The 21,482-nt window shown below is 55.5% G+C and carries 19 protein-coding genes; 10 read left to right on the forward strand and 9 right to left on the reverse strand.

The genetic code is table 11. The features are described from left to right. The first annotated feature begins 100 nt into the window (after positions 1–100). Entirely contained in the window at positions 101–1,381 is a 1,281-nt protein-coding gene (locus tag CSC3H3_RS05460; RefSeq protein WP_245881288.1) for an MFS transporter, read from the forward strand. 65 nt (positions 1,382–1,446) lie between these two features. Here CSC3H3_RS05460 and CSC3H3_RS05465 read toward each other — a convergent pair whose 3' ends face one another. Further along, positions 1,447–1,632, reverse strand: a complete 186-nt coding sequence (locus CSC3H3_RS05465) for a hypothetical protein (protein WP_101284224.1) — start codon at positions 1,630–1,632, stop codon at positions 1,447–1,449. Positions 1,633–1,783: 151 nt separating this feature from the next. Here CSC3H3_RS05465 and CSC3H3_RS05470 point away from each other — a divergent pair, with 151 nt between their 5' ends. Beyond that, on the forward strand, positions 1,784–2,257 hold the full coding sequence (locus CSC3H3_RS05470) for an ArsR/SmtB family transcription factor (protein WP_245881289.1): 474 nt from the start codon (positions 1,784–1,786) through the stop codon (positions 2,255–2,257). Positions 2,258–2,588: 331 nt separating this feature from the next. Continuing rightward, complete coding sequence (locus CSC3H3_RS05475) at positions 2,589–5,096, forward strand: heavy metal translocating P-type ATPase (RefSeq protein ID WP_425444974.1); 2,508 nt, start codon at positions 2,589–2,591, stop codon at positions 5,094–5,096. A gap of 467 nt (positions 5,097–5,563) precedes the next feature. Here the strand turns inward: CSC3H3_RS05475 and CSC3H3_RS05480 are convergent, their stop codons facing one another. The 4 genes from CSC3H3_RS05480 to CSC3H3_RS05495 form a co-directional block, all read right to left on the reverse strand. Then, positions 5,564–6,730 (reverse strand): DUF1513 domain-containing protein, encoded by a 1,167-nt coding sequence (locus CSC3H3_RS05480; protein WP_245881291.1) that lies wholly within the window; start codon positions 6,728–6,730, stop codon positions 5,564–5,566. After that, positions 6,711–7,847 (reverse strand): imelysin family protein, encoded by a 1,137-nt coding sequence (locus tag CSC3H3_RS05485; RefSeq protein ID WP_101284228.1) that lies wholly within the window; start codon positions 7,845–7,847, stop codon positions 6,711–6,713. The genes CSC3H3_RS05480 and CSC3H3_RS05485 overlap by 20 nt, the downstream gene beginning before the upstream one ends. A gap of 8 nt (positions 7,848–7,855) precedes the next feature. Further along, positions 7,856–9,367 carry a di-heme oxidoreductase family protein gene (locus tag CSC3H3_RS05490; RefSeq protein WP_245881292.1) on the reverse strand — a complete coding sequence of 504 codons (1,512 nt, stop codon included), beginning with the start codon at positions 9,365–9,367 and terminating at the stop codon, positions 7,856–7,858. A 157-nt stretch (positions 9,368–9,524) separates the two neighbouring features. Next, positions 9,525–10,796 (reverse strand): imelysin family protein, encoded by a 1,272-nt coding sequence (locus tag CSC3H3_RS05495; protein WP_101284230.1) that lies wholly within the window; start codon positions 10,794–10,796, stop codon positions 9,525–9,527. Positions 10,797–11,040: 244 nt separating this feature from the next. On the opposite strand from CSC3H3_RS05495, the gene CSC3H3_RS05500 reads away from it, so the two are divergent. Next, complete coding sequence (locus CSC3H3_RS05500) at positions 11,041–11,745, forward strand: cytochrome b/b6 domain-containing protein (protein WP_101284232.1); 705 nt, start codon at positions 11,041–11,043, stop codon at positions 11,743–11,745. 221 nt (positions 11,746–11,966) lie between these two features. Here CSC3H3_RS05500 and CSC3H3_RS05505 read toward each other — a convergent pair whose 3' ends face one another. Then, positions 11,967–12,428, reverse strand: a complete 462-nt coding sequence (locus tag CSC3H3_RS05505) for a c-type cytochrome (RefSeq protein WP_101264143.1) — start codon at positions 12,426–12,428, stop codon at positions 11,967–11,969. Between the two features lie 168 nt (positions 12,429–12,596). Between CSC3H3_RS05505 and CSC3H3_RS05510 the strand changes: the two genes are divergently transcribed. The 4 genes from CSC3H3_RS05510 (at position 12,597) to CSC3H3_RS05520 (ending at position 16,327) form a co-directional block, all read left to right on the forward strand. Continuing rightward, the gene (locus CSC3H3_RS05510) at positions 12,597–14,123 is read left to right on the forward strand and encodes an NAD-dependent succinate-semialdehyde dehydrogenase (RefSeq protein ID WP_101284234.1); all 1,527 of its coding nucleotides are present in this window, start codon (positions 12,597–12,599) and stop codon (positions 14,121–14,123) included. A 437-nt stretch (positions 14,124–14,560) separates the two neighbouring features. Next, a complete protein-coding gene (locus CSC3H3_RS24360; RefSeq protein WP_157831841.1) occupies positions 14,561–14,722 on the forward strand; it encodes an RSP_7527 family protein in 162 nt (53 codons plus the stop codon). A 164-nt stretch (positions 14,723–14,886) separates the two neighbouring features. Further along, positions 14,887–15,672, forward strand: coding sequence for an alpha/beta fold hydrolase (locus CSC3H3_RS05515; RefSeq protein ID WP_101284236.1), 786 nt, complete (start codon positions 14,887–14,889; stop codon positions 15,670–15,672). 28 nt (positions 15,673–15,700) lie between these two features. Next, positions 15,701–16,327: an NUDIX domain-containing protein gene (locus tag CSC3H3_RS05520; RefSeq protein ID WP_101284238.1), complete on the forward strand. Its 627-nt coding sequence runs from the start codon at positions 15,701–15,703 to the stop codon at positions 16,325–16,327. Positions 16,328–16,339: 12 nt separating this feature from the next. On the opposite strand, the gene CSC3H3_RS05525 is transcribed toward CSC3H3_RS05520, so the two are convergent. After that, entirely contained in the window at positions 16,340–17,098 is a 759-nt protein-coding gene (locus tag CSC3H3_RS05525) for an SDR family oxidoreductase (RefSeq protein WP_101284240.1), read from the reverse strand. Positions 17,099–17,253: 155 nt separating this feature from the next. Between CSC3H3_RS05525 and CSC3H3_RS05530 the strand changes: the two genes are divergently transcribed. Next, complete coding sequence (locus CSC3H3_RS05530) at positions 17,254–17,643, forward strand: hypothetical protein (protein ID WP_101264148.1); 390 nt, start codon at positions 17,254–17,256, stop codon at positions 17,641–17,643. A gap of 64 nt (positions 17,644–17,707) precedes the next feature. Here the strand turns inward: CSC3H3_RS05530 and CSC3H3_RS05535 are convergent, their stop codons facing one another. Then, positions 17,708–18,997, reverse strand: a complete 1,290-nt coding sequence (locus CSC3H3_RS05535) for a polyhydroxyalkanoate depolymerase (RefSeq protein WP_101284241.1) — start codon at positions 18,995–18,997, stop codon at positions 17,708–17,710. Between the two features lie 560 nt (positions 18,998–19,557). On the opposite strand from CSC3H3_RS05535, the gene CSC3H3_RS24365 reads away from it, so the two are divergent. Beyond that, positions 19,558–19,818 carry a hypothetical protein gene (locus CSC3H3_RS24365; protein ID WP_157831842.1) on the forward strand — a complete coding sequence of 87 codons (261 nt, stop codon included), beginning with the start codon at positions 19,558–19,560 and terminating at the stop codon, positions 19,816–19,818. 359 nt (positions 19,819–20,177) lie between these two features. On the opposite strand, the gene CSC3H3_RS05545 is transcribed toward CSC3H3_RS24365, so the two are convergent. Then, positions 20,178–21,464, reverse strand: coding sequence for a TCR/Tet family MFS transporter (locus CSC3H3_RS05545; protein ID WP_245881293.1), 1,287 nt, complete (start codon positions 21,462–21,464; stop codon positions 20,178–20,180). Between the last annotated feature and the right edge of the window lie 18 nt (positions 21,465–21,482).

The following is a 21,482-nucleotide window of genomic DNA, read 5'->3' on the forward strand; positions in this document are numbered from 1 at the left end:
TTTTCCTTTTTATCAGAATGCCAGTTGCATGGTGCCATTGCCCGCATGTGATGCCGGGTTTCGGGCCAGCGATTGGATAAGCCATGTTTACCGGAGCTTTATGATGTCCAGCCGCACAGCAAATGGTGATGCTGATCGTGATGGCGATGCGCAGGGAGCTTCAACACCTGCGACATCGAAGATGGAAGCAAAGCCGGTTTCAGGCTGGTTGATCATGTTTCTGGCAGTCGCCTGTGGGCTGATTGCCGCCAATCTTTATTATTCACAGCCGCTGGTTGGCCCGATCAGCGCGGAACTTGGCCTGTCGCCCCGTGCCGCTGGCCTGATCGTGACGATGACCCAGGTCGGTTATGGCATTGGCCTGTTGTTGATTGTGCCGCTGGGCGACCTGTTTGAAAACCGCCGCCTGATCATAACCGTAATCGCGCTGGGCGGGCTGGCCCTGCTGGCATCGGGGCTGGCAACCACGCCCGGCACATTTCTGGCCGCGTCACTGTTTATTGGGATCGGGTCGGTTGCGGTGCAAATTCTGGTGCCATTTGCTGCCCACCTTGCCAGTGATGCCACGCGCGGGCGCATTGTTGGCAATGTCATGAGCGGTTTGATGTTTGGCATCATGCTGTCACGGCCGGTTTCAAGTTTCCTGACGGAACTGACAAACTGGCGCGTGGTGTTTTTTGCCTCGACCGCGATGATGGTGGTGTTGATGATTGCGGTGCGTTTGGTGCTGCCCGTCAGCCGCCCGCATGTGCGCCCGCATTATTTTGAATTATTGGGCAGCATGGCGCGCCTGATGATCACAAGCCGCATTTTGCGCCGCCGTGCCCTGTATCAGGCATCGCTGTTTGCGGCCTTCAGCCTGTTCTGGACGACGGTGCCGTTGCTGCTGGCAGGGCCGGATTTTAACATGTCGCAGGCGGGCATTGCCCTGTTTGCACTGGCCGGGGCGGCGGGCGCGGTGGCAGCCCCGATTGGCGGACGCATGGCTGACCGGGGCTGGATGCGTCCGGCAACGGCAATTGCCATGGCATCGGTGCCCTTTGCCCTGATGTTGACCCATCTGGGCGACATGGGCAGTGGCTTTTCGCTGTTGGTGCTGGTGGCCGGGGCCGTGATGCTCGATTTCGGACTGACATGTAATATGGTGCTGGGGCAGCGGGCGATCTTCTCGCTGGGGGCGGCGTATCGCAACCGCATCAACGGTGTTTACATGGCAACATTTTTTGCCGCCGGTGCAGTGGGGTCTGCCCTTGGCGGCTGGGCCTTTGCCCATGGGGGATGGATGCTGTCAACGGCGGTGGGTGCGGTCTTTCCCGCGCTGGGTTTGCTTTATTATCTTAGCGAATATATCCGTCCGCTCGATCTGCCAAAGGCGGATTAGGAACCATGATATTGTTAAACCGGCAGCATTTGTTGCCGGTTTTTCTTTTGATGGCGGCTGGTTTTTTAGTCCGCCTCGGGGATACCATTACTGCCGCAATGGCGCGATGCCTCGCAGGCGTTGGACAGGCTTTGGCGAATGCTGGCTTGCCAGTCAATGCCGCTACAGGCTCCAAGCAGGGGCATAACCAAGCCGGTCAGGACCACCAGACGCAGGGCAAAAACAAGGTTACGGGCAAGGTTGCCGGGCAAAAACGCCTCCTGTCGGGCGGTTATGGATGGTTATTGATACGGCATTTATAAGCAGGGCGGGTATCATTGCTGATCACGATCTTGCGACCATGAATTGGGCAATTTGACAACATGCCTTGTCTTGGCGCGATATCCGTGGAAAATAAGGCCCATGGCAAACAGCAAACATGCATCCGATTCCGTGACCAGATCTTCCGCCCAAAATATGCATAGCCCTGAAAACCCGTCATCCGAACAGGATGACGCAGCAGCAAACCCCGATGTTGCTGCCCGTATGGGATTAAGCCCGTCGCAGGGCGAAGCCGTATTGCGCGATGCATCCAGCGTTATCGGACATGACCTGTCATTGCCCGATATCGAGGCGGCAGCACGCCTTTTTGCTCTGTTGGGCGATGCCGGGCGCCTGCAACTGGTGCTACGTTGCATGGAACGGCCGCAAACCGTTAGCGAACTGGCCGAGGCAGCGGGCATGTCACAATCCCTGACCAGCCACCATTTGCGGCATTTGCGCGACCAGCGCATTCTGGCATCCGAACGCCGGGGGCGGCACATTTATTACACCATCGATGATGCCCATATTTCCGGTGTCGTGCAGGATGTGTTTGCCCACGTCACCCACGATTAGGCCCCGATGTGTCGGTGTCTATCTGGCGCTAAAATCCCGCTGATCTGACAATCTGTTTGCAACCCGTGTTGGCCTGGCCCGCACGGGTTTTGTGTTTTTGTAAGGAATTTGGGGGCATGCGGTAAGGCGTGGCTGTGCCATGGCAATGGGCGAGTCCTTGAAAGCCGGTTTTTGAAGTTGGTGGGGCATCGTCGAGGTGGGCAGCGGACGCGATTTTCAGGTGCGATTTCAGTATATTCAAATGAGCGTTTGAATATCTCTTGACTCAAACATATGAATTGTTATTTGTATATTATACATGAATGATAATTTGAATGTTTGCGAGGCGGAAATGTCCTTGACCATCAATTGGCGAGACTATGCAGAGCTTGAGGGCTGCGCCCGGTGCCGGGAAACTGTTGTGGCGGGGCTGCGCAAAGACCTGGCCGGTCACGAGATCGAGGCCAGTGCGCGCGAACTGTATGTTGGCGGGGAAACAGACGATGCAGAGCGTGAGCGGATTGAGCAGGCGCTGAGCGATCGTAATGCCGCCATTCACCACCATCACTGGTCGGTTAGTGGCATGGATTGCGGGTCATGCGTTGCGAAAATTGAAACCGCCCTGCAGCGGCGCAAGGAAATTGATTGCGTTGATGTGTCCATGATGCGCGAAACCGTTACGCTGGGCCTGCAGGACGATACCGCACAAACCCGCGAGGATATTTCCAAAACCCTGGGCAAGCTGGGTTACCCGGCTCGGGAACGGGATGGCGTGGGCGACGCCGTAACGGGGAAAACATGCTGCGGCGGCCATGACCATAATGATGCGCACGCGATGCAGGGTCATGATCATGGCGATGATCACGGCCATGACAATAAGCCTTTGGCTGATCAAGAACATCCGCACGATCAGGGGCATGCCCATAATCATGCGCAAGGTTTACCGCATTCTCATGGTGGTGGCCTGCCGATCATGCGCCGCTTTGCCCCCTGGCCCAAGGCCGGGGACGAAATTGCCTGGGCGGCGATTTGTTTGTTGCTGGGCTGGGGCATTGGTGCGCTGGTGCCGGTGGCAGAACCTTATGCATTGTCTGTCGGGGCGATTTTGGCGGCGTTGCCGGTCATGCGCCGTGCCGGGCAACTGGTGATGAATGGGGCGATTTTCTCGATCGAGCTTTTGATGACTGTTGCCGTTATTGGTGCGGTGGCAATTGGCGACCCGCTGGAAGCTGGCATGGTGGTGTTGCTGTTTGCCATTGGCGAAAGCCTGGAAGGTGTGGCCGCCGGGCAGGCGCGCAGCGGCGTAAAATCCCTGTTGAAACTGGCACCGGAAAAGGCCCGGCTGGTATCGGCAAATGGCCCGCGCGAGGTGCATCCATCCCGCCTGGCGATTGATGATGTGGTTGAAGTGCGCCCGGGCGAACGTATTCCTGCTGATGGCGTTATCGCCAAGGGACAGGCCGATATTGATAACAGCCACTTAACCGGTGAATCGGTGCCGGTTGCTTGTGAAGAAGGTAGCGAAGTGTTCGCCGGTGCGATTGTCACTGACCGCCCGGTTGAAGTGAAAGTAACCCGCGCGGCAGGCCAGACCATGCTGGACCGTGTTATTCAACTGGTTGAGGAAAGCGAAAAGCACAAAGCCCAGGTGGAGCGTTTTGTTGCCCGCTTTGCCCGTATTTACACGCCGATCATTATGGCGATGGCATTGCTGACCGTAATCATCCCGCCGTTATTCTTTGGGCAGGACTGGCAGGAATGGATCTATCGCGGGTTGGCACTGCTGTTAATTGGCTGCCCCTGTGCACTGGTTATTTCAACGCCGGCTGCCGTTACTTCGGCCCTGGCCCGTGCCGCGCGTATCGGCCTTTTGGTGAAAGGTGGTGCTGCGTTGGAGGCGATTGGTGCCGTGCGCAAAATCGCCTTTGATAAAACCGGCACCCTGACCGAAGGTAAACCGGCGCTGGTTGATATGATAACCTTTGGCAAGCAGACAGAGGACGAGGTGCTGGCCATTGCCGCAGCGCTGGAAAATGTGACCTCGCACCCGCTCGCACGTGCGGTGGTTGATGCTGCCAAAAGCCGCAATCTTAGCCTGCCGGAGCTTGCCGATGGCCGCACCATCGCCGGTGCCGGTGTTGAAGGGCGCATTGACGGCATCCATTATCAGGTGGGGGCGCCCAAACGCCTGAATATCACCTGCGATGATGCCGTGACCACCTGGATGAACCGGCAGGAGGATGAAGGCAGTACAGCCATTGCCGTTGTGCGCGAAGGCGTGGTTATCGGTGCACTGGCATTGCGCGATATCCCGCGTGAAGAAGCCCGCAAAGGCCTTGAAATGCTGAAAAATCTGGGTGTGGACCCTGTGATGCTGACAGGTGATGCAAACCGGGTTGCAAAGCGCTTGGCGGCGGATTTGGGAATGTCCTATCGGGCGGAATTACTGCCCGAAGATAAGCTGAACGCCCTTGCCGAAATTCGCAATGAAGGGGATGGCACTGGCAAACCTGCCAGTGTTGCCATGGTTGGCGATGGCATCAATGATGCCCCGGCCCTGAAAGCGGCGGATGTTGGCATTGCCATTGGCGGTGGAACCGATATTGCACTTGAAGCCGCCGACGCCGTCATTGTCAAATCCCGCCTGACCGACGTTGCCATATTGGTGAAACTTTCCCGCCAGGCGCGGCGTGTGATTCGCGAGAATATCGGTCTGGCGATTGGCCTGAAGGCGATATTTTTGGTAACCAGCATATTTGGCATTACCGGCCTGTGGGTTGCAGTGCTGGCTGATACCGGGGCAACCGTGCTGGTGACACTTAATTCGCTTCGCCTGTTGTGGGGACGAAAAGAAAGCTGAACCCCCTAAATGTGAGATCAAATGCCGTATGTCCTAATGCCGCTGGCAATCGTCAGCGGCTTTTTGACCCGCAGGATTTAAGGTAAAATCTGGTGGCATTGGGATGGGGTGAAAACGGAAGCGGCGGCAACCGTTTCCCGCATCGGTTACCGCCACTGTTCCACCTTGAGAGGCCTGCGGGGAGAGAGGACCCGCAGGACAGGACAAGCCTTTTTGGGGACAAATGCGAATGGGTTTCATTCGCGGGCTGTGTCTGGAGTGTTTATACGGAAGCCTTTGCTTAAGCGCAAGTGAAAATCGTTATCAATTGCAGAAAAATTTGCGCCCGATGTTTTCTGGTGCGCTGGCGTGACCTTGGATGCAAGGCCATTTCTTCTTAATTATCTGATATTGTTGTGTTAATGGCAAAAAAACAAAGGCCGCGAGTTTTCCCGCGGCCTTTGCTGATGGATATGTTTTTGGCCAATTCAGGCCGAAACGCGCTGCAAATGGTTGTCCCATTTTAGCGATTTAAGCGAATCGTCGGGAAGCTCTTCGCGTTTACGGTTCAGGGCGTCCATGCGCCAGCCTGACCCAAGGCCGCTGGTGCCAACAAATTCACCCTTGCGGTCAGTTGCGGCAATACCGCAGCCATCCGGGGCGGCAATGTTGGTCAGGAATTTGCCGTTATGGGCATCCCAAAAGGTCACAACACCGCCGCGCGGGCAGGAAATGGCAAAGACCGAGCCTGATGCATCAAACCGCACACTGCCGCAATATTGGCGCATGCGATATTGCACATTGTCCGGGGCCTCAAGGGCCAGAAGCTGCGGCCCGCCCGGTTTCCAAAGGCCCACCAGGGGGACTTCGTCATTCAGGCCGCCATGATATTGAAAGCCCGTTGCGATGGTGCCATCGCTGGCAACGTCAATATGGCGGATGGAAAGCTTGTGCCAGTCATCCTTCAGGCGGGTCTGATACAGTTTTTCGCCGGTATGCCGGTTAATGACCGTCAGGTTCGGTTCCATCGTTTCGATGTTTAACGGTGTTCTGCCGTCAAAATCGGGGTGGGTTTTAAGGCCGCCATTGGCAATTGCCATGCTTTCGCCATCGGGCAGCAGGTGCAATTCATGCGGACCCATGCCATAGCTGTCAAATTCGGCAATGCGTTTATAGCCGTTCTGCGCATCCCAAACCGATATGACACCGCGTGCGTTATCAAAATCGTTTTCGGTGATGTAAAGGTAACGCCCGTCATTCGAATAAACCGAATGGCCGTAAAAACGCCGGTCTTCCGGGCTTTTCAGGGTTGCGCGCACTTCGCCGGTATGGCGGTTCATGATCAGGGCATACAGGCCCGGCCGGCGTTCAACGGCGGCAACATCCACATGGTTGGGGCGCAGGCCCACATCGTGGCCACGGCCCGGCAGCGGTTGTTCATACAGGATTTTGCCCTGTGCGTTAAAGGCACTGACATAAAAGTCGTCATTATTGCCAGCACTGGCGCTGATATAAACGGCGCGGTCTTCAGGGGCGGTCACATTGGTTGCGGCACGGGCAAAACCGGCAGGCAGGAAGGTAATGGCACCGCCCAGTCCGATCAGGCGCAAAACATCGCGGCGCTTTGAATTGAAATCAGTCTCCATCGAGGGCATTGAAACCACCTCCAAGTTCGGTGTGACCACCAACATCATTTTCCACCAGCATCACTCCATAGGCGACCTGGTTTTCCAAATCCTGAATTTTGTCAAACCCGCCGGGTTCGGCCAGAACCGCGACCATTGAATCGGGCAGGGCATCGCTGGCATCGCGAATTTTCTGCCAGTTCAGGCGAAAGGACCGATCCAGCAGGCTATCAGCACCCAAAAGGGCAACCATGCCTTTGCCGCTTTCGCCCGCACCATTCAGTTCGCCGTCATAAATGGCAAACAGCGATTTCAGGTTATGGGAAATATTGCGAAGCGACCGTTCTGAACGCCAGCTTTCGGCGCGTTCGGCTTTGGCATCTTCCGGTCCTTCACCCAGGGGCCGGGCCAGTTTCTGGCTGATGATGATCAGCATGCCTTCATGCAGGGCACGGTAAAGGTCGGTCGCGGCAAATTTCGATGTCGGATAATCCATGCTGTCTGGCCCGGCATTGATCATGCCATCAGCAAAGGCGGGCCAGTCGGCAACGATCTGTCCGGTCAGTTTTTCAAGATTGGATGTAATGGCAACGCCATACTGGCACAGATAGGTGCCGTCCTTGTCGGCGGCCAAAATCTGACCGGCCAGTTTCGGGTTGAACAAAACTTCTTCCAGCGCGGGGAAACCCTGCAGGGCCGCACTGGCATCGGCGATTTTGGCCGGGTCGGTATAAAGCGGCGGCTTGTTGCGCAGAAGCATGCGGAATTGGCGGGTCGCGGTGCCGTGTTTGTCGGGCCAGTATTCAATCAACTGGTCGCGCCCGTCGGTCATAAGCGGGCCCATGCGCCAGGGCTGCACTTCCTGCCAGCGATCCATGGCGGTGTTAAAGCCATCGCGCATTTTATCAAGGCCGTCCTGGTCGGGCTTTTTGCAAAATCCCGGCATGTCGGCGGCCAGTGATGCAGTCGCCGTATGAAGCGCATCAAGCTGCGGGGGCATGACATTGGCAAGCAGATGTTTGATAACATCGTGATATTGCGCATCAGGCAGGTCAGCGCGGGCAGGTGGTGCGGCCGCAAGCCCGGCGGCAACAGTCACAATCAACCCGGCCAGCGCCCGGCGAGCACCGGTTTCAAACAACGGCATGGTTCCCCCTAAAGCGATTTCAAAAATGCGATCAGTTTGCTGCGGTCCGATCGTGGCAACAATGTGACGGCATCGCGCGCCTTTTGCGCTTCGCCACCATGCCACAATACGGCTTCAAGAATGGTATTCGCCCGCCCGTCATGCAGGAATCCGGCGCGAGAATCAATTTCCTTTGTGCGCCCCAGGCCCCAAAGGGGCGGTGTGCGCCATTCAAACCCGTTTGCCTGGGCTTCGGGCCGATGATCGGCAAGGCCTTCGCCCATGTCATGAAGCAGAAGGTCGCTATAAGGCCAGATCAACTGCCCGGACTGTTCGGCGTCGCGATCACTGACCGGCAACTGATAGCTGGGGCGGTGGCAACTGGCACAGCCGATATCGTTAAAAATCTGCTTGCCAGCCAGGACATCGGGGTCGGCGGCATTGGCACGCATCGGCGGGGCCAGATTACGGGTATAATACAGGATCAGGTCGGTGATGGTGCTGTGGGCTTCCAGGTCTTCATATTGCGGGCTGTTGCCGTTTGGCGCCTCGCGGCACAGGGTTTGGGCCGCTGTGCAATCACCCGCCCCGTCGGGATAAAGGGTGTTGGAAAGCCCAACATCAAACTGCATGGCGTTTTTGTTTTGCTGATCCAGGCTGGGCATGCCCGCCTTCCAGCCAAACCGGCCCAGTTCCACCCTGTTATCAGCCAGGCTCCAGACACGGTTGGGACGGCCTGAAATACCGTCCTGATCGGCATCATCCGGGTCGGCCTGCGCCATGATCATGTCTTCCGGGATCGCTTCGAGCAGGCCCAGGCCAATCATTTGCGGGGCGATGCGCGGGGAAACCATCAATCCGTCATGTGTCGGGCCATAGGCAAGCCCGGCCAGTTCATAATGCGGTTTGCGCAGGGTGACATTTTCATCCCCCGCCAGCGTGACCACCTGGTCTTGGTAGGTGACCAGTACGCGTCCTTCGGCCGGAATGCCAGGAACGGAAAGTTCCTGAAACTGATGCCCATATACCGGGTCGGGAATGGAATTTGCCTTGCCGCTTGTCAGAAGGGCGCGATCGGCATCGTCCTGTGGTGGGATGGACAGACGCAGCAACATGGCAACGGCGGCGCGGTCCGGGTCGTTTTTAGGGTCCAGGGCGTGGCCACGGCCATTGCGCACATGGCAGCCAATGCAGGACCGGGAATTATAAAGCGGGCCCAGACCATCGGTGGTTTGGGTTTTGGTTGGGGCTGCTACCCACATGCGCTGAAACAGCGCTTCGCCCAGTTTGAAATCCAGCCTTTTGTCAAAAGCCATATTCGCCGAATAGTGCGTAAAGGCTGATCGGCCGGTTTTTTTTACCCAGCTGGTCGCCCCGCCGGGATAGGCATCATCTGGCAGGGTGGGCGATGCCGCATGTGATGGCTGGCTGGCACAAATGCCAAGGCCAAGCGCCAAAGCCGCAGCGGAAAAATGGGAAAACCGAAAAGGCCGGGGCAGAAAGGCAGAAAGGTGGGGCAGGAACATTGCGGGAAACTTCATGCAACCAAAGACCAGACCGGCCACAGGCGCGGGCAGGGGCCAGTGTGGCGGCGATGCCCGAAAACACAAGGTCGGAAACGGAGAACGCGGCGAAGGAAAAATCCCTCGCCGCGCGGCAGATCATACAATCTGTTGCGTTAACCGGGGATAGGCCCGATCAGTTAACCGCATCAGGATTGTCAAGGCTGTCGGACCCTTCAAAGCTGATGCTTTCAAGGCCGATAGCGGCAACAATCTGTTCGATTGATTTGGTCTGGTCGACCAGGGCATCGACAAATTTCTGAACGGCAGCATTGCCTTCGTCATTGCCAGCCGCAATCATCTGGTCGAAATGCTCACCATTATTGGCGCGGTCAACCATTGCCTGACCGGCTGCAACCGAAGCCGCCAGCTTGGTTTTGATTTCCTTGTCAAGATCGGCATTGTTGGCAGCAACCAGTTCGGAAAGAGACGGGCCTTCAACAACGCTGCCATCGGTACGGGTATATTTGCCGAGATAGACATTCTGGATACCCAGCGCATCATAGAAATGCGAATTGTGGGTGTTGTCCGAGAAGCAGTCATGGCTTTCTTCCGGATCATGCAGCAGCAGGCCAAGCTTGGTGCGCTCGCCGCCCAGTTCACCATAGGAAAGCGAACCCATGCCGGTGATTTCGGCGGTCAGGCCGGTTGCGCCATTTTCCAGCATAACGTTCTTGCGGGCATCGCCGCTGTCGTCCCACTGTTCGGCCATCCAGCTCAGGTCGGAAATCAGAAGTTCGGTTGCCGCTTTCAGGTAATCGCCGCGGCGGTCGCAATTGCCATTGGTGCAGTCATCACCCTTGGCATAATCGGTCCAGGGGCGTTCGCCAGCACCCGGGCCTGTTCCATTAAGATCCTGCCCCCACAGCAGAAATTCAATGGCGTGGTAACCGGTGGCAACGTTGGCTTCAACGCCGTCAAGTTCGTGCAGCTTCTGCAAAAGATCGGCATCGATGGTGGATGCATCGATCGTTTCGCTGCCGATTTTCAGTTCCTTGTTGGCGATGACATTGGCGGTGTAAGCGGGGTTTTCCTCGCTTTCGCTGCCATAAAGGTCGCCATCGACATAATCGATCAGGCCTTCGTCAAGCGGCCAGGCGTTAACCTTGCCTTCCCAGTCATCGACAATCGGATTGCCGAAACGGAAAACTTCGGTCTGCTGATAGGACGGACGGGCAGCAATCCAGGCAGCGCGCGCTTTTTTCAGGGCATCTTCTGACGGATTGTCGATCAGGTCATTTACAGCGGCCTCAAGCGTTTTGGCGGTCGATACAGCGTCGCTATATCCCGCTTCCGCGATGTCCGCGTAATTTTTCATGATGGCTTCGGCGTCCGGGGCCGCATGGGCCAACGGTGCCCCAAGCACCCCCATCATGGCTGCTGTGCCAAGAATTTTTGAAAATTTCATTGGAATAACTGTCCGTCCCTGTTTGTAGATCAAGCGTTTCGCCGAGATATTGATACTGCTTGTGAGAATGATTTTCAACAAATCAATTGCGTTTGAAAATCACAATCGACCGCAAAAGCCGCCGGTAACCAAATTGTGTGCAGCGCAATAAGAACAGTTGCGGCAAGATGGCAGCGACCGCATCAGGCAAAACCGGCAGCAGGCAGGCCCGGTAAACCTGTGAATTTAAAGCGATGAGGCACGAATGCACGGCGATAACGCGCAAAAGACAAAGATCAGGCAGTGGGATTTCCCGGTTCGCCTGTTTCACTGGGCACTGGTAACTGCAATTGTCACAGCATGGTGGACCAACCAGGAAGCCATCATCAATATTCATGAACTGGCAGGCTATACCGTGCTGACGCTGGTTCTGTTCCGGATTATCTGGGGATTCGTTGGCAGTTCCAACGCCCGGTTCACATCCTTCGTCAAGGGGCCGTTCACCGCCCTTTCCTATCTGCGCAAGCTGCCCAAAGGCAGCGAGGAAGAACTGGCCTATGAAGGGCACAACCCTGCAGGTGGGCTGATGGTGATTGTGCTGTTGCTGCTGGTTGCTGTGCAGGCCTTTACAGGGCTTTTCACCAGCGAGGATACCTTCCTGTTTTTTGACGGGCCGCTGGTCAAATATGTGCCGTCAGGCTTTGCCAACACCATGAACTATATTCACCATGTGAATATCAATCTGATCTATATCGCAGTTGCGCTGCATGTTGTGGCGGCTATTGGCTATCTGTTTTTGAAAAACGAAAACCTGATTGGCGCGATGATTACTGGTTCGCGCAAGGTGCCAACCAGCATTGCGGCACGGTTTGCCAGTATCAATTTCAAACCAGCCTGGCTGGGCCTTTTGATCATGGTGATGTGCGGTGCCATCGTCGCCGGGGTTATTACCCTTGCCCGCGCAGGTTAAAACGCCATTTGCGCGCACCCGTTGGCAAGGCGGGAAAAAGGCGGGCAGGACGCCTGTCTTCCATTGCTGCGTTAACATGCCATGTTGATGTGCTGACCGGTTTTGAGCGTCAGGTGATGCGCAAACATATAAAGCCAGTGCAAATATAAAAGGCGGGGTGCCCAAACACCCCGCCTTTCTTGCATCATATCGTTCGGCAACCCTGTAAACAGGGGGCTGAATTATTTGGTGCGGTAATCGTCGTGGCAGCCTTTGCAGGACTTGCCCATTTCCGCCATGATCGGGCCCATTGCCGCTTTGTCACCGGCAACTTCAGCCAGTTTCAGGGCATTTTCTTCCAGTTTCGGGAAATGGCCGGCGAAATCGTCCCAGTTGGTCCAGATATCGGCACTGGCAGTGGTTTTTTCGGTGGCATCCGGGGTCTGGGTTTTGAAAACGTCCGGGCCGGTCGATGCCGAGAAGGCAATGCCTTCAGCCAGCAGATGAATCACGCCGTTCGGCAGTTCACACTGGCCTTTCATGTAGCAGCCCAGCGTGCCCATGGCACCGCCGATACCTGCCATCATGTGCTCGCGCGTCTGCACAGCGGCATTGTCGCTGGCTTCATCAGCCTGTGCCGGCAGGGCGGCCACAGTCAGACCAAGGGTCGCGGTCAGAAGGGCGGTTTTGACAAAATGTTTCATTATTCTCAATCTCTCTTGAAGAACGGGGAAAAAGTAATCGTTGCTTATGTAGTGTTGCCTGAACGTCCTCTGTGGGCTTAGTGTCCCAGCAGCGGGCCAAATAATGGAATCACAACACCGTGAGGACATCCGCATTGTTCTAAATTTGGCGATAAGGAAACGCCCTTTATGTCGTCCACCGGCTTAAATTCTGCGCCTGTTCGGGGAAATGCCCCACATCTTTCCGGTCTTGATCGCGCCCGGGCCCTAATACGTGACTGGGGGCTTGGCCGGGCCTATATCAATGGTGAATGGCGTCGTGCCGATTCTGGTGAAACGATCGAAGTTTTCGACCCGGCAACGGGCAAGCTTCTGGCGGATGTGGCCTTTATGCGCACAAGCGAAGCGCGCCGGGCCATCGATGCTGCTGCCAGTGCCTTTCCGGCATGGGCCGCGGAACTTGCCAAAAGCCGTGCCACCATTTTGCGCCGCTGGCGCGGCCTTATGGAAGAATATCTTGAAGACCTTGCCTGCCTGATTACGGCAGAACAGGGAAAACCGCTTGATCAGGCCCGCCGTGAAGTGATCGGTGCCATTGCCTATGCCGAATGGTATGGCGAGGAAGCACGGCGTGCCTATGGACAAACCATGCCCGGCAACCAGCCCGACCGGCGTGTTGTTATCCAGAAACAGCCCGTTGGGGTGGTTGCTGCAATCACGCCCTGGAATTTCCCGCTGACAATGGTGGTGCGCAAATGTGCGCCTGCATTGGCTGCTGGCTGCAGCGTTGTGGTTAAACCGGCCGAAGATACCCCGCTTTGCGCCCTGGCGGTGGCCAAACTGGCAGAAATGGCCGGTTTCCCCGCTGGTGTTTTTAATGTGGTTACCGGCAACCCCATCCCCATTGCCCAGGCCCTGACCGATGATTTCCGGGTTCGGATGCTGTCCTTTACCGGGTCAACTGCGGTGGGGAAACGCCTGATCGTGCAATGCGCCGATACGGTTAAGAAAACGGCCATGGAACTGGGCGGCAATGCGCCCTTCATCGTGATGGATGATGCCGATCTGGACGATGCGGTGGCGGGCGCAATGATTTCCAAATACCGCAATAGCGGGCAGACCTGCGTATGTGCCAACCGCATTTTTGTGCAAAACGGCATTTATGATGCGTTCGTTGAAAAATTCATTGCCGCCACGCGCGACATGCGGGTGGGCAACGGGTTTGAAGACGGAAGCGAGATTGGCCCGCTGATTAACAGCCGCGCGGTGGCAAAGGTGGAACGCCTGTTAAATGATGCCCGTAAACGCGGCGGCGTGTTCCATGACGGGGCGGATATTCCCGCACAGGGCTATTTTGTGCGCCCCACGGTGATTACCGATCTTCCCCTTGATGCCGATTGTTTTGAGGAAGAACTGTTCGCCCCGGTTGCCCCGATTTACCGTTTTGAAACCGAGGCCGAGGCCATCGCACTGGCCAATAGTGTGAAGGGTGGTTTGTCATCCTATCTATACAGCCGCGATATTGGCCGTATTCATCGCATTGCCGAGGCATTGCAAACCGGCGTGGTCGGCATCAATGATGGCACCACATCGCATGAAGGCGCACCGTTTGGCGGTGTGAAAGAAAGCGGCCATGGCCGTGAAGGTGGCCATTGGGGCCTGGATGAATATCTTGAGGTGAAATACCTTAATATCGCCCTTACCCAGAGTCTTTAGAGCCATGCAAAATTAAACAGGGTCGCTTCGGCGACTCTGTTCTTGCGATTCGTGATCGATTTGTCGGCAAATTACGAAAAAGAAGGCCGGTCGATGGCCCAAAATCCGACATGCACAGCCAAATAAAAACCTTCTGTGTCCCTTTTGTTTCAATGGATACAGCCTCATTGCCATAATGGCCTTACAGGTGGTTTGGCTGCTGCCTTAATCCCGTTTGAAAATAATGAACAAACTGAATGCTTTATTTGTCATGAGACAAACGACGTCGATTTGCATGGCGAAATTGTGTTTGAGCTAGGTCAACCTATGCATGAAATACATGGGTGGGCTGAAAAATCTGATCTCGTTGTCGGGCGCATTCTCAACTACATGGAGTTCAGAACAAAACGACATCGCAATCGGGGCGCTTTCGCCCCAGTCTTTGAAAGGATAAAGCCATGCGTCGTAACGAAGGTTTTGATCTCGTCGCGTTGCACCGTGAAGCCGAAAAACTCCGTGCGCAGACCATGCGCAAAGGCTTCCTGGCACTGGTGCGTATGATTGCCAGCCTGTTTGGCAGCAAGGGCGTTCCGCATGGTGGTCACCACGCTGGCGCCTGATAAAGCGCGACACGCCAAATAGTCGATATAGCCCGTCGTCCGGGTTTGAACAGCCCTGCATATGCAATGCAGGGCTGTTTTGCGTTTGGGACTTCCTTTCTTGCCTTTGGCAGCACTGCACGCCATTCTGCGCGCAATTCATGCTTTTAATTCCGGGAGGTCCGATGAAACTGGCGCATTACGCCTTTGGCGAAGAAAACCGTGCAAACGGCACGCTGGTTGTGTTGCATGGCCTGTTTGGCCAGGCCCGGAACTGGACGGCAATTGCCCGCCGCCTGGCCGAAAAATACCATGTCGTCACGGCTGATTTGCGCAATCACGGGCGATCCGGCTGGGACATGGAAATGACCTATGATGCCATGGCGGCCGACATTGCCGACCTGATCCGCGATATCGACAACGGGCCGGTGCACCTGATTGGGCATTCCATGGGCGGCAAAGCGTCGATGACACTGGCATTGTCAGCCGATGCCGGTTTGATTGCCGATCTGGTGGTGGTCGATATCGCCCCGCTTTCTTACAAACATGATTATACCGGCTATATCCGCGCCATGCGGGCAGTGGATTTTGAAGCCGTTTCGCGCCGAGCCGAAGTTGAAGATGCCCTGGCAAGCGAGATTTCGGAAAAAGGCATTCGCCAGTTTCTGGCGCAAAATGTCACCACCGATAAAGACAGCGGTAAAATGTCCTGGCAGGTCAATATTGACGCGATGGCGGGCCATCTTGATGACATTACCGGCTGGCGCAATGCCGATGGCGCGCAATATGCGGGTGATACCCTGTTTATTGCCGGGGCCAATTCGCATTATGTCGATATGAACCGCCGGGACGATATCAAGGCACTGTTTCCCAAGGCATCCTTTACCAGCATTAAAAATGCCGGCCACTGGGTACATGCCGAAAAACCCGAGGCCGTATTGCTGACATTATCGGCGTTTTTAAACCGGTAAAGCATTCATCTCCAAGACAGGGCCTGTCATGACTGATTTTCCCGCTGCCTGGACCCGCTTTCACGCCGATAATATCCGCCTTGATGGCGTCGATTGCCTGTCGGACAACTGGTATCATCTATATCGGGTGCGGTTTGCCCTTAAACGCCGTGATGGCGAATGGCAGGAACAAACCCGCGAGGCCTATGAACGCGGCAATGGGGCGGGCATCCTGCTTTATAACCGGCGTACGCGCAGCATTATCCTGACCCGACAGTTCCGGATGCCAACCTTTGTCAATGGCAATGAAACCGGCATGCTGATCGAGGTGCCAGCCGGTGTTCTTGATGATCGCGCACCAAATGCTGCAATCATTGCCGAGGTCGAAGAAGAAACCGGTTATAAAATTGGCAAGCCGCGCGAAGTTTTTGACGTGTTCATGAGCCCGGGCTCGGTGACCGAAAGGCTGCATCTGTTTGTTGCCGAAATTACCGCCGATCATTTGCAGGGTGAAGGTGGCGGCAAATACGACGAGGGCGAGGATATCAGCGTTCTGGAAACGCCCTTTGACGAAGCGATAGCCATGGTCGCGGACGGCCGCATTCGTGATGCCAAAACCATCCTGCTTATTCAATATGCCCAGTTAAATAGCCTGTTTGATGCCGAAGACAGGTAATTTCCGGCGCGTTCAATATTCGATTTTACGGCCGTCATAGGCATAAAAACCGCCCGTGTGGCCGGTATCAAGCCGGTCAATCATGCGCAGCATGTTTGTCGTGGCCTGTGGTGCTGTTTGTACGTGAAGGCCGCTTTTGGCAAAGGGGGCAGAAAGCCCGGTATCAACCGTGCCGGGATGCAGGGCAATGCAAATGGCATCGCACCGTTTGCGCGCCAATTCAACTGACATGGTTTTGACGATCTGGTTCAAGGCGGCCTTGGCCGCCCGGTAGCCATACCAGCCACCAATATGGTTGTCGCCAATGCTGCCGACCCGCGCAGACAGGGTAACAAAGGCCGATTTGCCTGTTTTGGGCAGTAATGGCAGAAAATGCTTCATCAACAGGGCCGGGCCAATGGCATTGATGGCAAAGTTTTTCGCCATATGGGCCGGGTCGATTTGCCGACAGCTTTTTTCGGGCTGGAAGGTGTCATCATGCAGGAAGCCGGTGGCATCAATGATCAGGCGAATATCGCATTTTGCCCCGGCCAGGCGAACTGCACAGTTTTCAATGCTGGTTTCATCGCTCAGATCAAGGGGCGGGGTGCTGCTGCGCGATAGCGAAATAATCTGCGAGAAATGGTTGGCATTGGTCAGGTGTTGGACAAACGCCCGGCCAATGCCGCCGCTGGCACCAATGACCACGGCAATGGCCCCTGGTTCGAAACTGCCTAGTGTGACGGGCGTGGTGGTGTCGGCATTTGGGGCTTTTGTCACGGGGTTGGGCATGGGGCCTCCTGCCAATCAATGCGGGTTTTTGTTGCATCGGGATAAAAAACATACGGTGCAAATCCCGGATCGGTTTTTTGGCCTTTTGGGCAGGAGTGACTTTATGGCTGGCGGTCAGAAATGCGATTTAACCCGGAACAAAAAAGGTTGCGACAATGGCATATATCTTTACCGAGGCAAACGACCCCACCCAGATAGCAGAACGCCAGTGGGGGCAGGCAGACCCGATCATGTTTACCACGTTCACATCGTGCATCGGCATCATGGGGATCAAGGATGATCAGGTAATTGGTGTTCACCTTACCCTGATGGGCACCGAGGATGAACTGGTGACAAACGCGAATATCGACCAGGCGATTGCACTGCTTGATGGGGCGGCGAACCCCGTCATCATCGGGCAGGTTGAAATCTGGGAAGATTCCGTGCCCACCGTCTATCAGCATCTGGTCAGTACATTACACCCGGTTGCGATTTATCCGCGCGATGATGGCACCTATGGCGGGCGCAATAATCAGGGCAATGTTCAGCCCCTGACAGGCCCATAAGCCGCCAATATGAAAAAAAAGCCGCCCGGATGAAGGGGCGGCTTTTTGCATTGGTACGGGAAATTTATTCGGCAGCGTCAATGGCGACCTTGGTCGGGGCGCTGTTTGCGCCTTTGCCTTCATGGTCGTGACGGCGGATGAAGTCCTTGACGCGCGGGCTGATCTGTTCGCGCCAGCGCCGACCGTTAAACACACCATAATGGCCAACACTGGGCTGCAGGTGGTGCATGCGCATGTTATCGGGCAGGTTGCTGCACAATTTGTGGGCCGCACGGGTCTGGCCCATGCCGGTAATGTCGTCGCGTTCGCCTTCAACCGTCAGAAGGGCGGTTTTGGTAATGGCGGACGGATCAACCGGCACACCCTGCCAGCGCATGGTGCCTGCGGGCAGTTGATGTTCCAGGAAAACGACCTTCAGGGTCTGAAGGTAGAATTCCGCGCTCATATCCATCACGGCAAGATATTCCTGATAGAATTTGCGCTTGGCATCGGCACTTTCGCCATCACCCTCAACCAGATGGGTGAACATGTCATGATGGGCGGCCAGGTGGCGGTCCCAGTTCATGCTCATGAAACCGGCAAGCTGCATGAAGCCCGGATAAACCCGGCGCATCACCCCGGCATGGGGCAGCGGCACGTGGGAAATCACATGGCGTTCAAACCAGTCAAGCTGGTGCTGCTTGGCAAAATTGTTCACTTCGGTCGGGTTTTCGCGGGTATCAACCGGGCCGCCCATCAGCGTCATGGAGGCAGGCTGGCACGGTTCATCGCCAGCTGCCATCAGCGATACTGCGGCCATAACCGGGACCGAAGGCTGACACACGGCAATGATATGGGTGTTCGGGCCAAGATGGCGCAAAAACCGCATCAGATAGTCAATGTAACTATCAAGGTCGAAATGGCCCATATGGACCGGCACGTTGCGGGCATCGATCCAGTCGGTGATGTAAACATCGTGATCGGGCAGCATGGTTTCGACCGTGCCGCGCAAAAGCGTTGAAAAATGCCCTGAAAGCGGTGCCACAATCAGTACACGGGGATCATCGGGCCGCTTTTTCAGATGCGCGGTTTCACGCTTGAAATGCAGCAGGTCACAGAAAGGTTCGCTGTAAACCACTTCTTCGGTGATCGGCACGGCTTCACCATTGATCATGGTGGTGTCGAGGCCAAATTCCGGCTTGCCATAGCGATTGGTGATATGGGTGAAGACGTCAAATGCTGCTGCAGTCGCACGGCCCGGCTGGGTATAGGCCCACGGATTGGCCGGATTGCGCAGCCATTTTTTGCCCATATCGGCGGCAACGCGCCAGGGGCTTATGCTTGCATGTTGCAATTCATAAATATTATAGAGCATTCAATCTCACTCCCCGGCCAGGCTGTTATTAAAAATTGCGGGAGATCCCGGCCGTTTAAACCCTGTATGTCAGTTGTGGTTTCGCATGCCACAATTCAATTGTTTGTTTTGGATTGCTGTAATTCAAAACGTTATTGCTGTTAACGTATGATGAATTTGCAGGCCTTGTCACTGATTCAAACGAAGTATTGCATCAAAGTCGAGTGAAATTTTGCGGTGCAGTGTAAGTTGTTGCGATGCAACATAAGTTTCAATCCGGTATTTTTCGATTTTTGCCGTTCCGCGACATTTGCCATTAAAAATATGACTCGGCCGTTTGCGCACTGAATTTCCAAATCCCTGATATGTTAACGCCATCAACCGGCAAAGGTGCATGATGCCGGTGCATTCGTGCATTCATCACGGTGCGCGGGCATGGGTATGGGGGCATTGGTGTGTTGGTACGTTGGCGTGCTGGTGGTGTCGCGACCAAAACATAAAAAAACACCGCTGCCGTGGGGAACGGTCAGCGGTGCCAGTTGCGCGGTTGTATGGATTTGAACGGGACGGGCGGAACGACAATGGACGGGGAATGGGTGCGGGGTTGTCCATTGCCGGGTATGGGAAGCCGTCCCGTTCAAAACTTCGAAGAACGTAAGGTCAGATCAAATCAGGCCACGAAGGGTCTGCGCCATGCCCATTGCAATAACGAAAAGGAAAAATCCGGTGCTGCCGACAACGGCGACAGTGCTGCAAACATCGTTAAGGCGACGGGGATTCTGAAGCAATTTCATCATGGCTGTGACCTCCTTGATCTGTCTGAAGTCACTGTATTGTTCTAATTTTGTTCCAGCAAGAACAAAATCGGAACAAAAATCCATTTCTTATTTATGTTGTTGTTTTTATTGAATTTATGGGGAAATGTTTTTTGTTTGTTCTCATTTCTTCTGCCTCAAAAAGAACGGAATTCACAAAAGACTCGGCAAATTCACCCCTGAAAACAGGAACAGAACAGATCCGGGGTGGGGCTGTCCGGGAATGGTCTTGCGGATATTTGAGATCGGTGATTCCGTTCCTGCAATCCTGAAGGGGGGAACCGGTTAAGGACCACCAGCAAACAGGTGTGGTAGCTGCAGCCTAATAGGGCCGGTAACTTTGGTTGCCGGGGCGGCCATTGCAAAAAGGCGGGCAAATGGCATGGTCATGCCGTTTCGGTTTGGCCCGTTTGCCGGGTGGTGGCCTTACGGGTGCTGAAAATAACCAGCGGAACGGCAAGGACATAAAGCCCGACCACACTAAGCCAGATGGCACCGGGCCAGGTTTTTTGCACCAGCATATAAAATGCGGAAAAGGCCAGTGGTCCGATAACGGTTGCCAGGCTGACAGCCGATGTCAGTACGCCTTGCAATTGCCCCTGGCGGGCGGCATCGACCTTGCGGGTGGCAAGGGCCTGAAAGGCCGGGGTGCCGATGCTGGCCAAAGCAAAAACCGGCATGATGGCAAAAATGATCCATCCCTGCCGGGCAAAGGCCATAACGACAAGGGCCAGGCAGGCACAGCAGATACCGGCAATAACGGCACCGCGTTCGCCCAGAAAACGGGTGGCTGGGCCAGGCAAAAAGGCCTGGACCAGTGTCTGGCAAATGCCAAACATCCCCAGTGACAGGCCAATCCAAAGCCCGTTCCACTGAAATGTATCGGCTCCCCATAACGCCCAGCAGGTGCCATAGGCCTCGCCCATGCCGCTTAGCAGGAAAAACACCAGAACAACTGGCAGCAGCCCGGCCATGGAAAACACCCAGCGTAAGGGAGAAAGCGGATTAAGGGTGCCAAGGGCGATTTTCTGCCCGGTTTTGGCACGTGTTTCAGGCAGGATGAAAAAGGCCAGCAGGAAGTTATACCCGTTCAGAATGGCTGCCGCGATAAAGGGCAGGCGTACCCAGTAATCGCCCAACACACCGCCCAGAACCGGGCCGATGATAAAACCCGCGCCAAACATCGCATTCATCAGGCCAAACCGTCGGGCGCGGTCATTTTCGGCGGAAATATCGGTGATATAGGCCGATGCAACAGCAGCATTTGCACTGGTCAGCCCGGCAATCAGCCTGCCTAAAAGCAGCATCCATAAATGCGGGGCGAAGGCCATGATCAGGTAATTGATGGCCGCCCCGGCAAGCGACAGCAGCAATATTGGCCTGCGCCCCAAATGATCGCTGAGTGCGCCCAAAACGGGCGCAAAGATGAACTGCATAACCGCATAAAGCGACGTCATGATGCCGATATAAAAGGCAGCATTGCCATCCTGTGTGACCTCGGCCAGCAGGCGCGGCAGGATCGGGAAAACAAGGCTGACGCCCACAGCATCCAGGCATAGGGCAAAATAAATGACAATCAGGGGGCGTCTGGTGTTGGGCATGTCGGGTTTTGACTTGGAACCGGGAGAGGAACTGGCAGCAGGATCGGGTGGCAGATGGGGGGATGTCGTCATGACGGGGCTTTCGGTGGC

It is taken from the genome of Thalassospira marina, from assembly GCF_002844375.1.
GTDB classification, from domain to species: domain Bacteria; phylum Pseudomonadota; class Alphaproteobacteria; order Rhodospirillales; family Thalassospiraceae; genus Thalassospira; species Thalassospira marina.

Coding starts and splice junctions, on each gene's coding strand:
- CSC3H3_RS05520 (WP_101284238.1), top strand. CDS start 15,701: ATGACTGATTTTCCCGCTGCCTGGACCCGCTTTCACGCCGATAATATC.
- CSC3H3_RS05545 (WP_245881293.1), bottom strand. CDS start 21,464: ATGACGACATCCCCCCATCTGCCACCCGATCCTGCTGCCAGTTCCTCT.
- CSC3H3_RS05525 (WP_101284240.1), bottom strand. CDS start 17,098: ATGCCCAACCCCGTGACAAAAGCCCCAAATGCCGACACCACCACGCCC.
- CSC3H3_RS05500 (WP_101284232.1), top strand. CDS start 11,041: ATGCACGGCGATAACGCGCAAAAGACAAAGATCAGGCAGTGGGATTTC.
- CSC3H3_RS24360 (WP_157831841.1), top strand. CDS start 14,561: ATGCGTCGTAACGAAGGTTTTGATCTCGTCGCGTTGCACCGTGAAGCC.
- CSC3H3_RS05535 (WP_101284241.1), bottom strand. CDS start 18,997: ATGCTCTATAATATTTATGAATTGCAACATGCAAGCATAAGCCCCTGG.
- CSC3H3_RS05505 (WP_101264143.1), bottom strand. CDS start 12,428: ATGAAACATTTTGTCAAAACCGCCCTTCTGACCGCGACCCTTGGTCTG.
- CSC3H3_RS05475 (WP_425444974.1), top strand. CDS start 2,589: ATGTCCTTGACCATCAATTGGCGAGACTATGCAGAGCTTGAGGGCTGC.
- CSC3H3_RS05495 (WP_101284230.1), bottom strand. CDS start 10,796: ATGAAATTTTCAAAAATTCTTGGCACAGCAGCCATGATGGGGGTGCTT.
- CSC3H3_RS05480 (WP_245881291.1), bottom strand. CDS start 6,730: ATGCCCTCGATGGAGACTGATTTCAATTCAAAGCGCCGCGATGTTTTG.
- CSC3H3_RS05485 (WP_101284228.1), bottom strand. CDS start 7,847: ATGCCGTTGTTTGAAACCGGTGCTCGCCGGGCGCTGGCCGGGTTGATT.
- CSC3H3_RS05515 (WP_101284236.1), top strand. CDS start 14,887: ATGAAACTGGCGCATTACGCCTTTGGCGAAGAAAACCGTGCAAACGGC.
- CSC3H3_RS05530 (WP_101264148.1), top strand. CDS start 17,254: ATGGCATATATCTTTACCGAGGCAAACGACCCCACCCAGATAGCAGAA.
- CSC3H3_RS05460 (WP_245881288.1), top strand. CDS start 101: ATGATGTCCAGCCGCACAGCAAATGGTGATGCTGATCGTGATGGCGAT.
- CSC3H3_RS05470 (WP_245881289.1), top strand. CDS start 1,784: ATGGCAAACAGCAAACATGCATCCGATTCCGTGACCAGATCTTCCGCC.
- CSC3H3_RS24365 (WP_157831842.1), top strand. CDS start 19,558: ATGGACGGGGAATGGGTGCGGGGTTGTCCATTGCCGGGTATGGGAAGC.
- CSC3H3_RS05490 (WP_245881292.1), bottom strand. CDS start 9,367: ATGAAGTTTCCCGCAATGTTCCTGCCCCACCTTTCTGCCTTTCTGCCC.
- CSC3H3_RS05510 (WP_101284234.1), top strand. CDS start 12,597: ATGTCGTCCACCGGCTTAAATTCTGCGCCTGTTCGGGGAAATGCCCCA.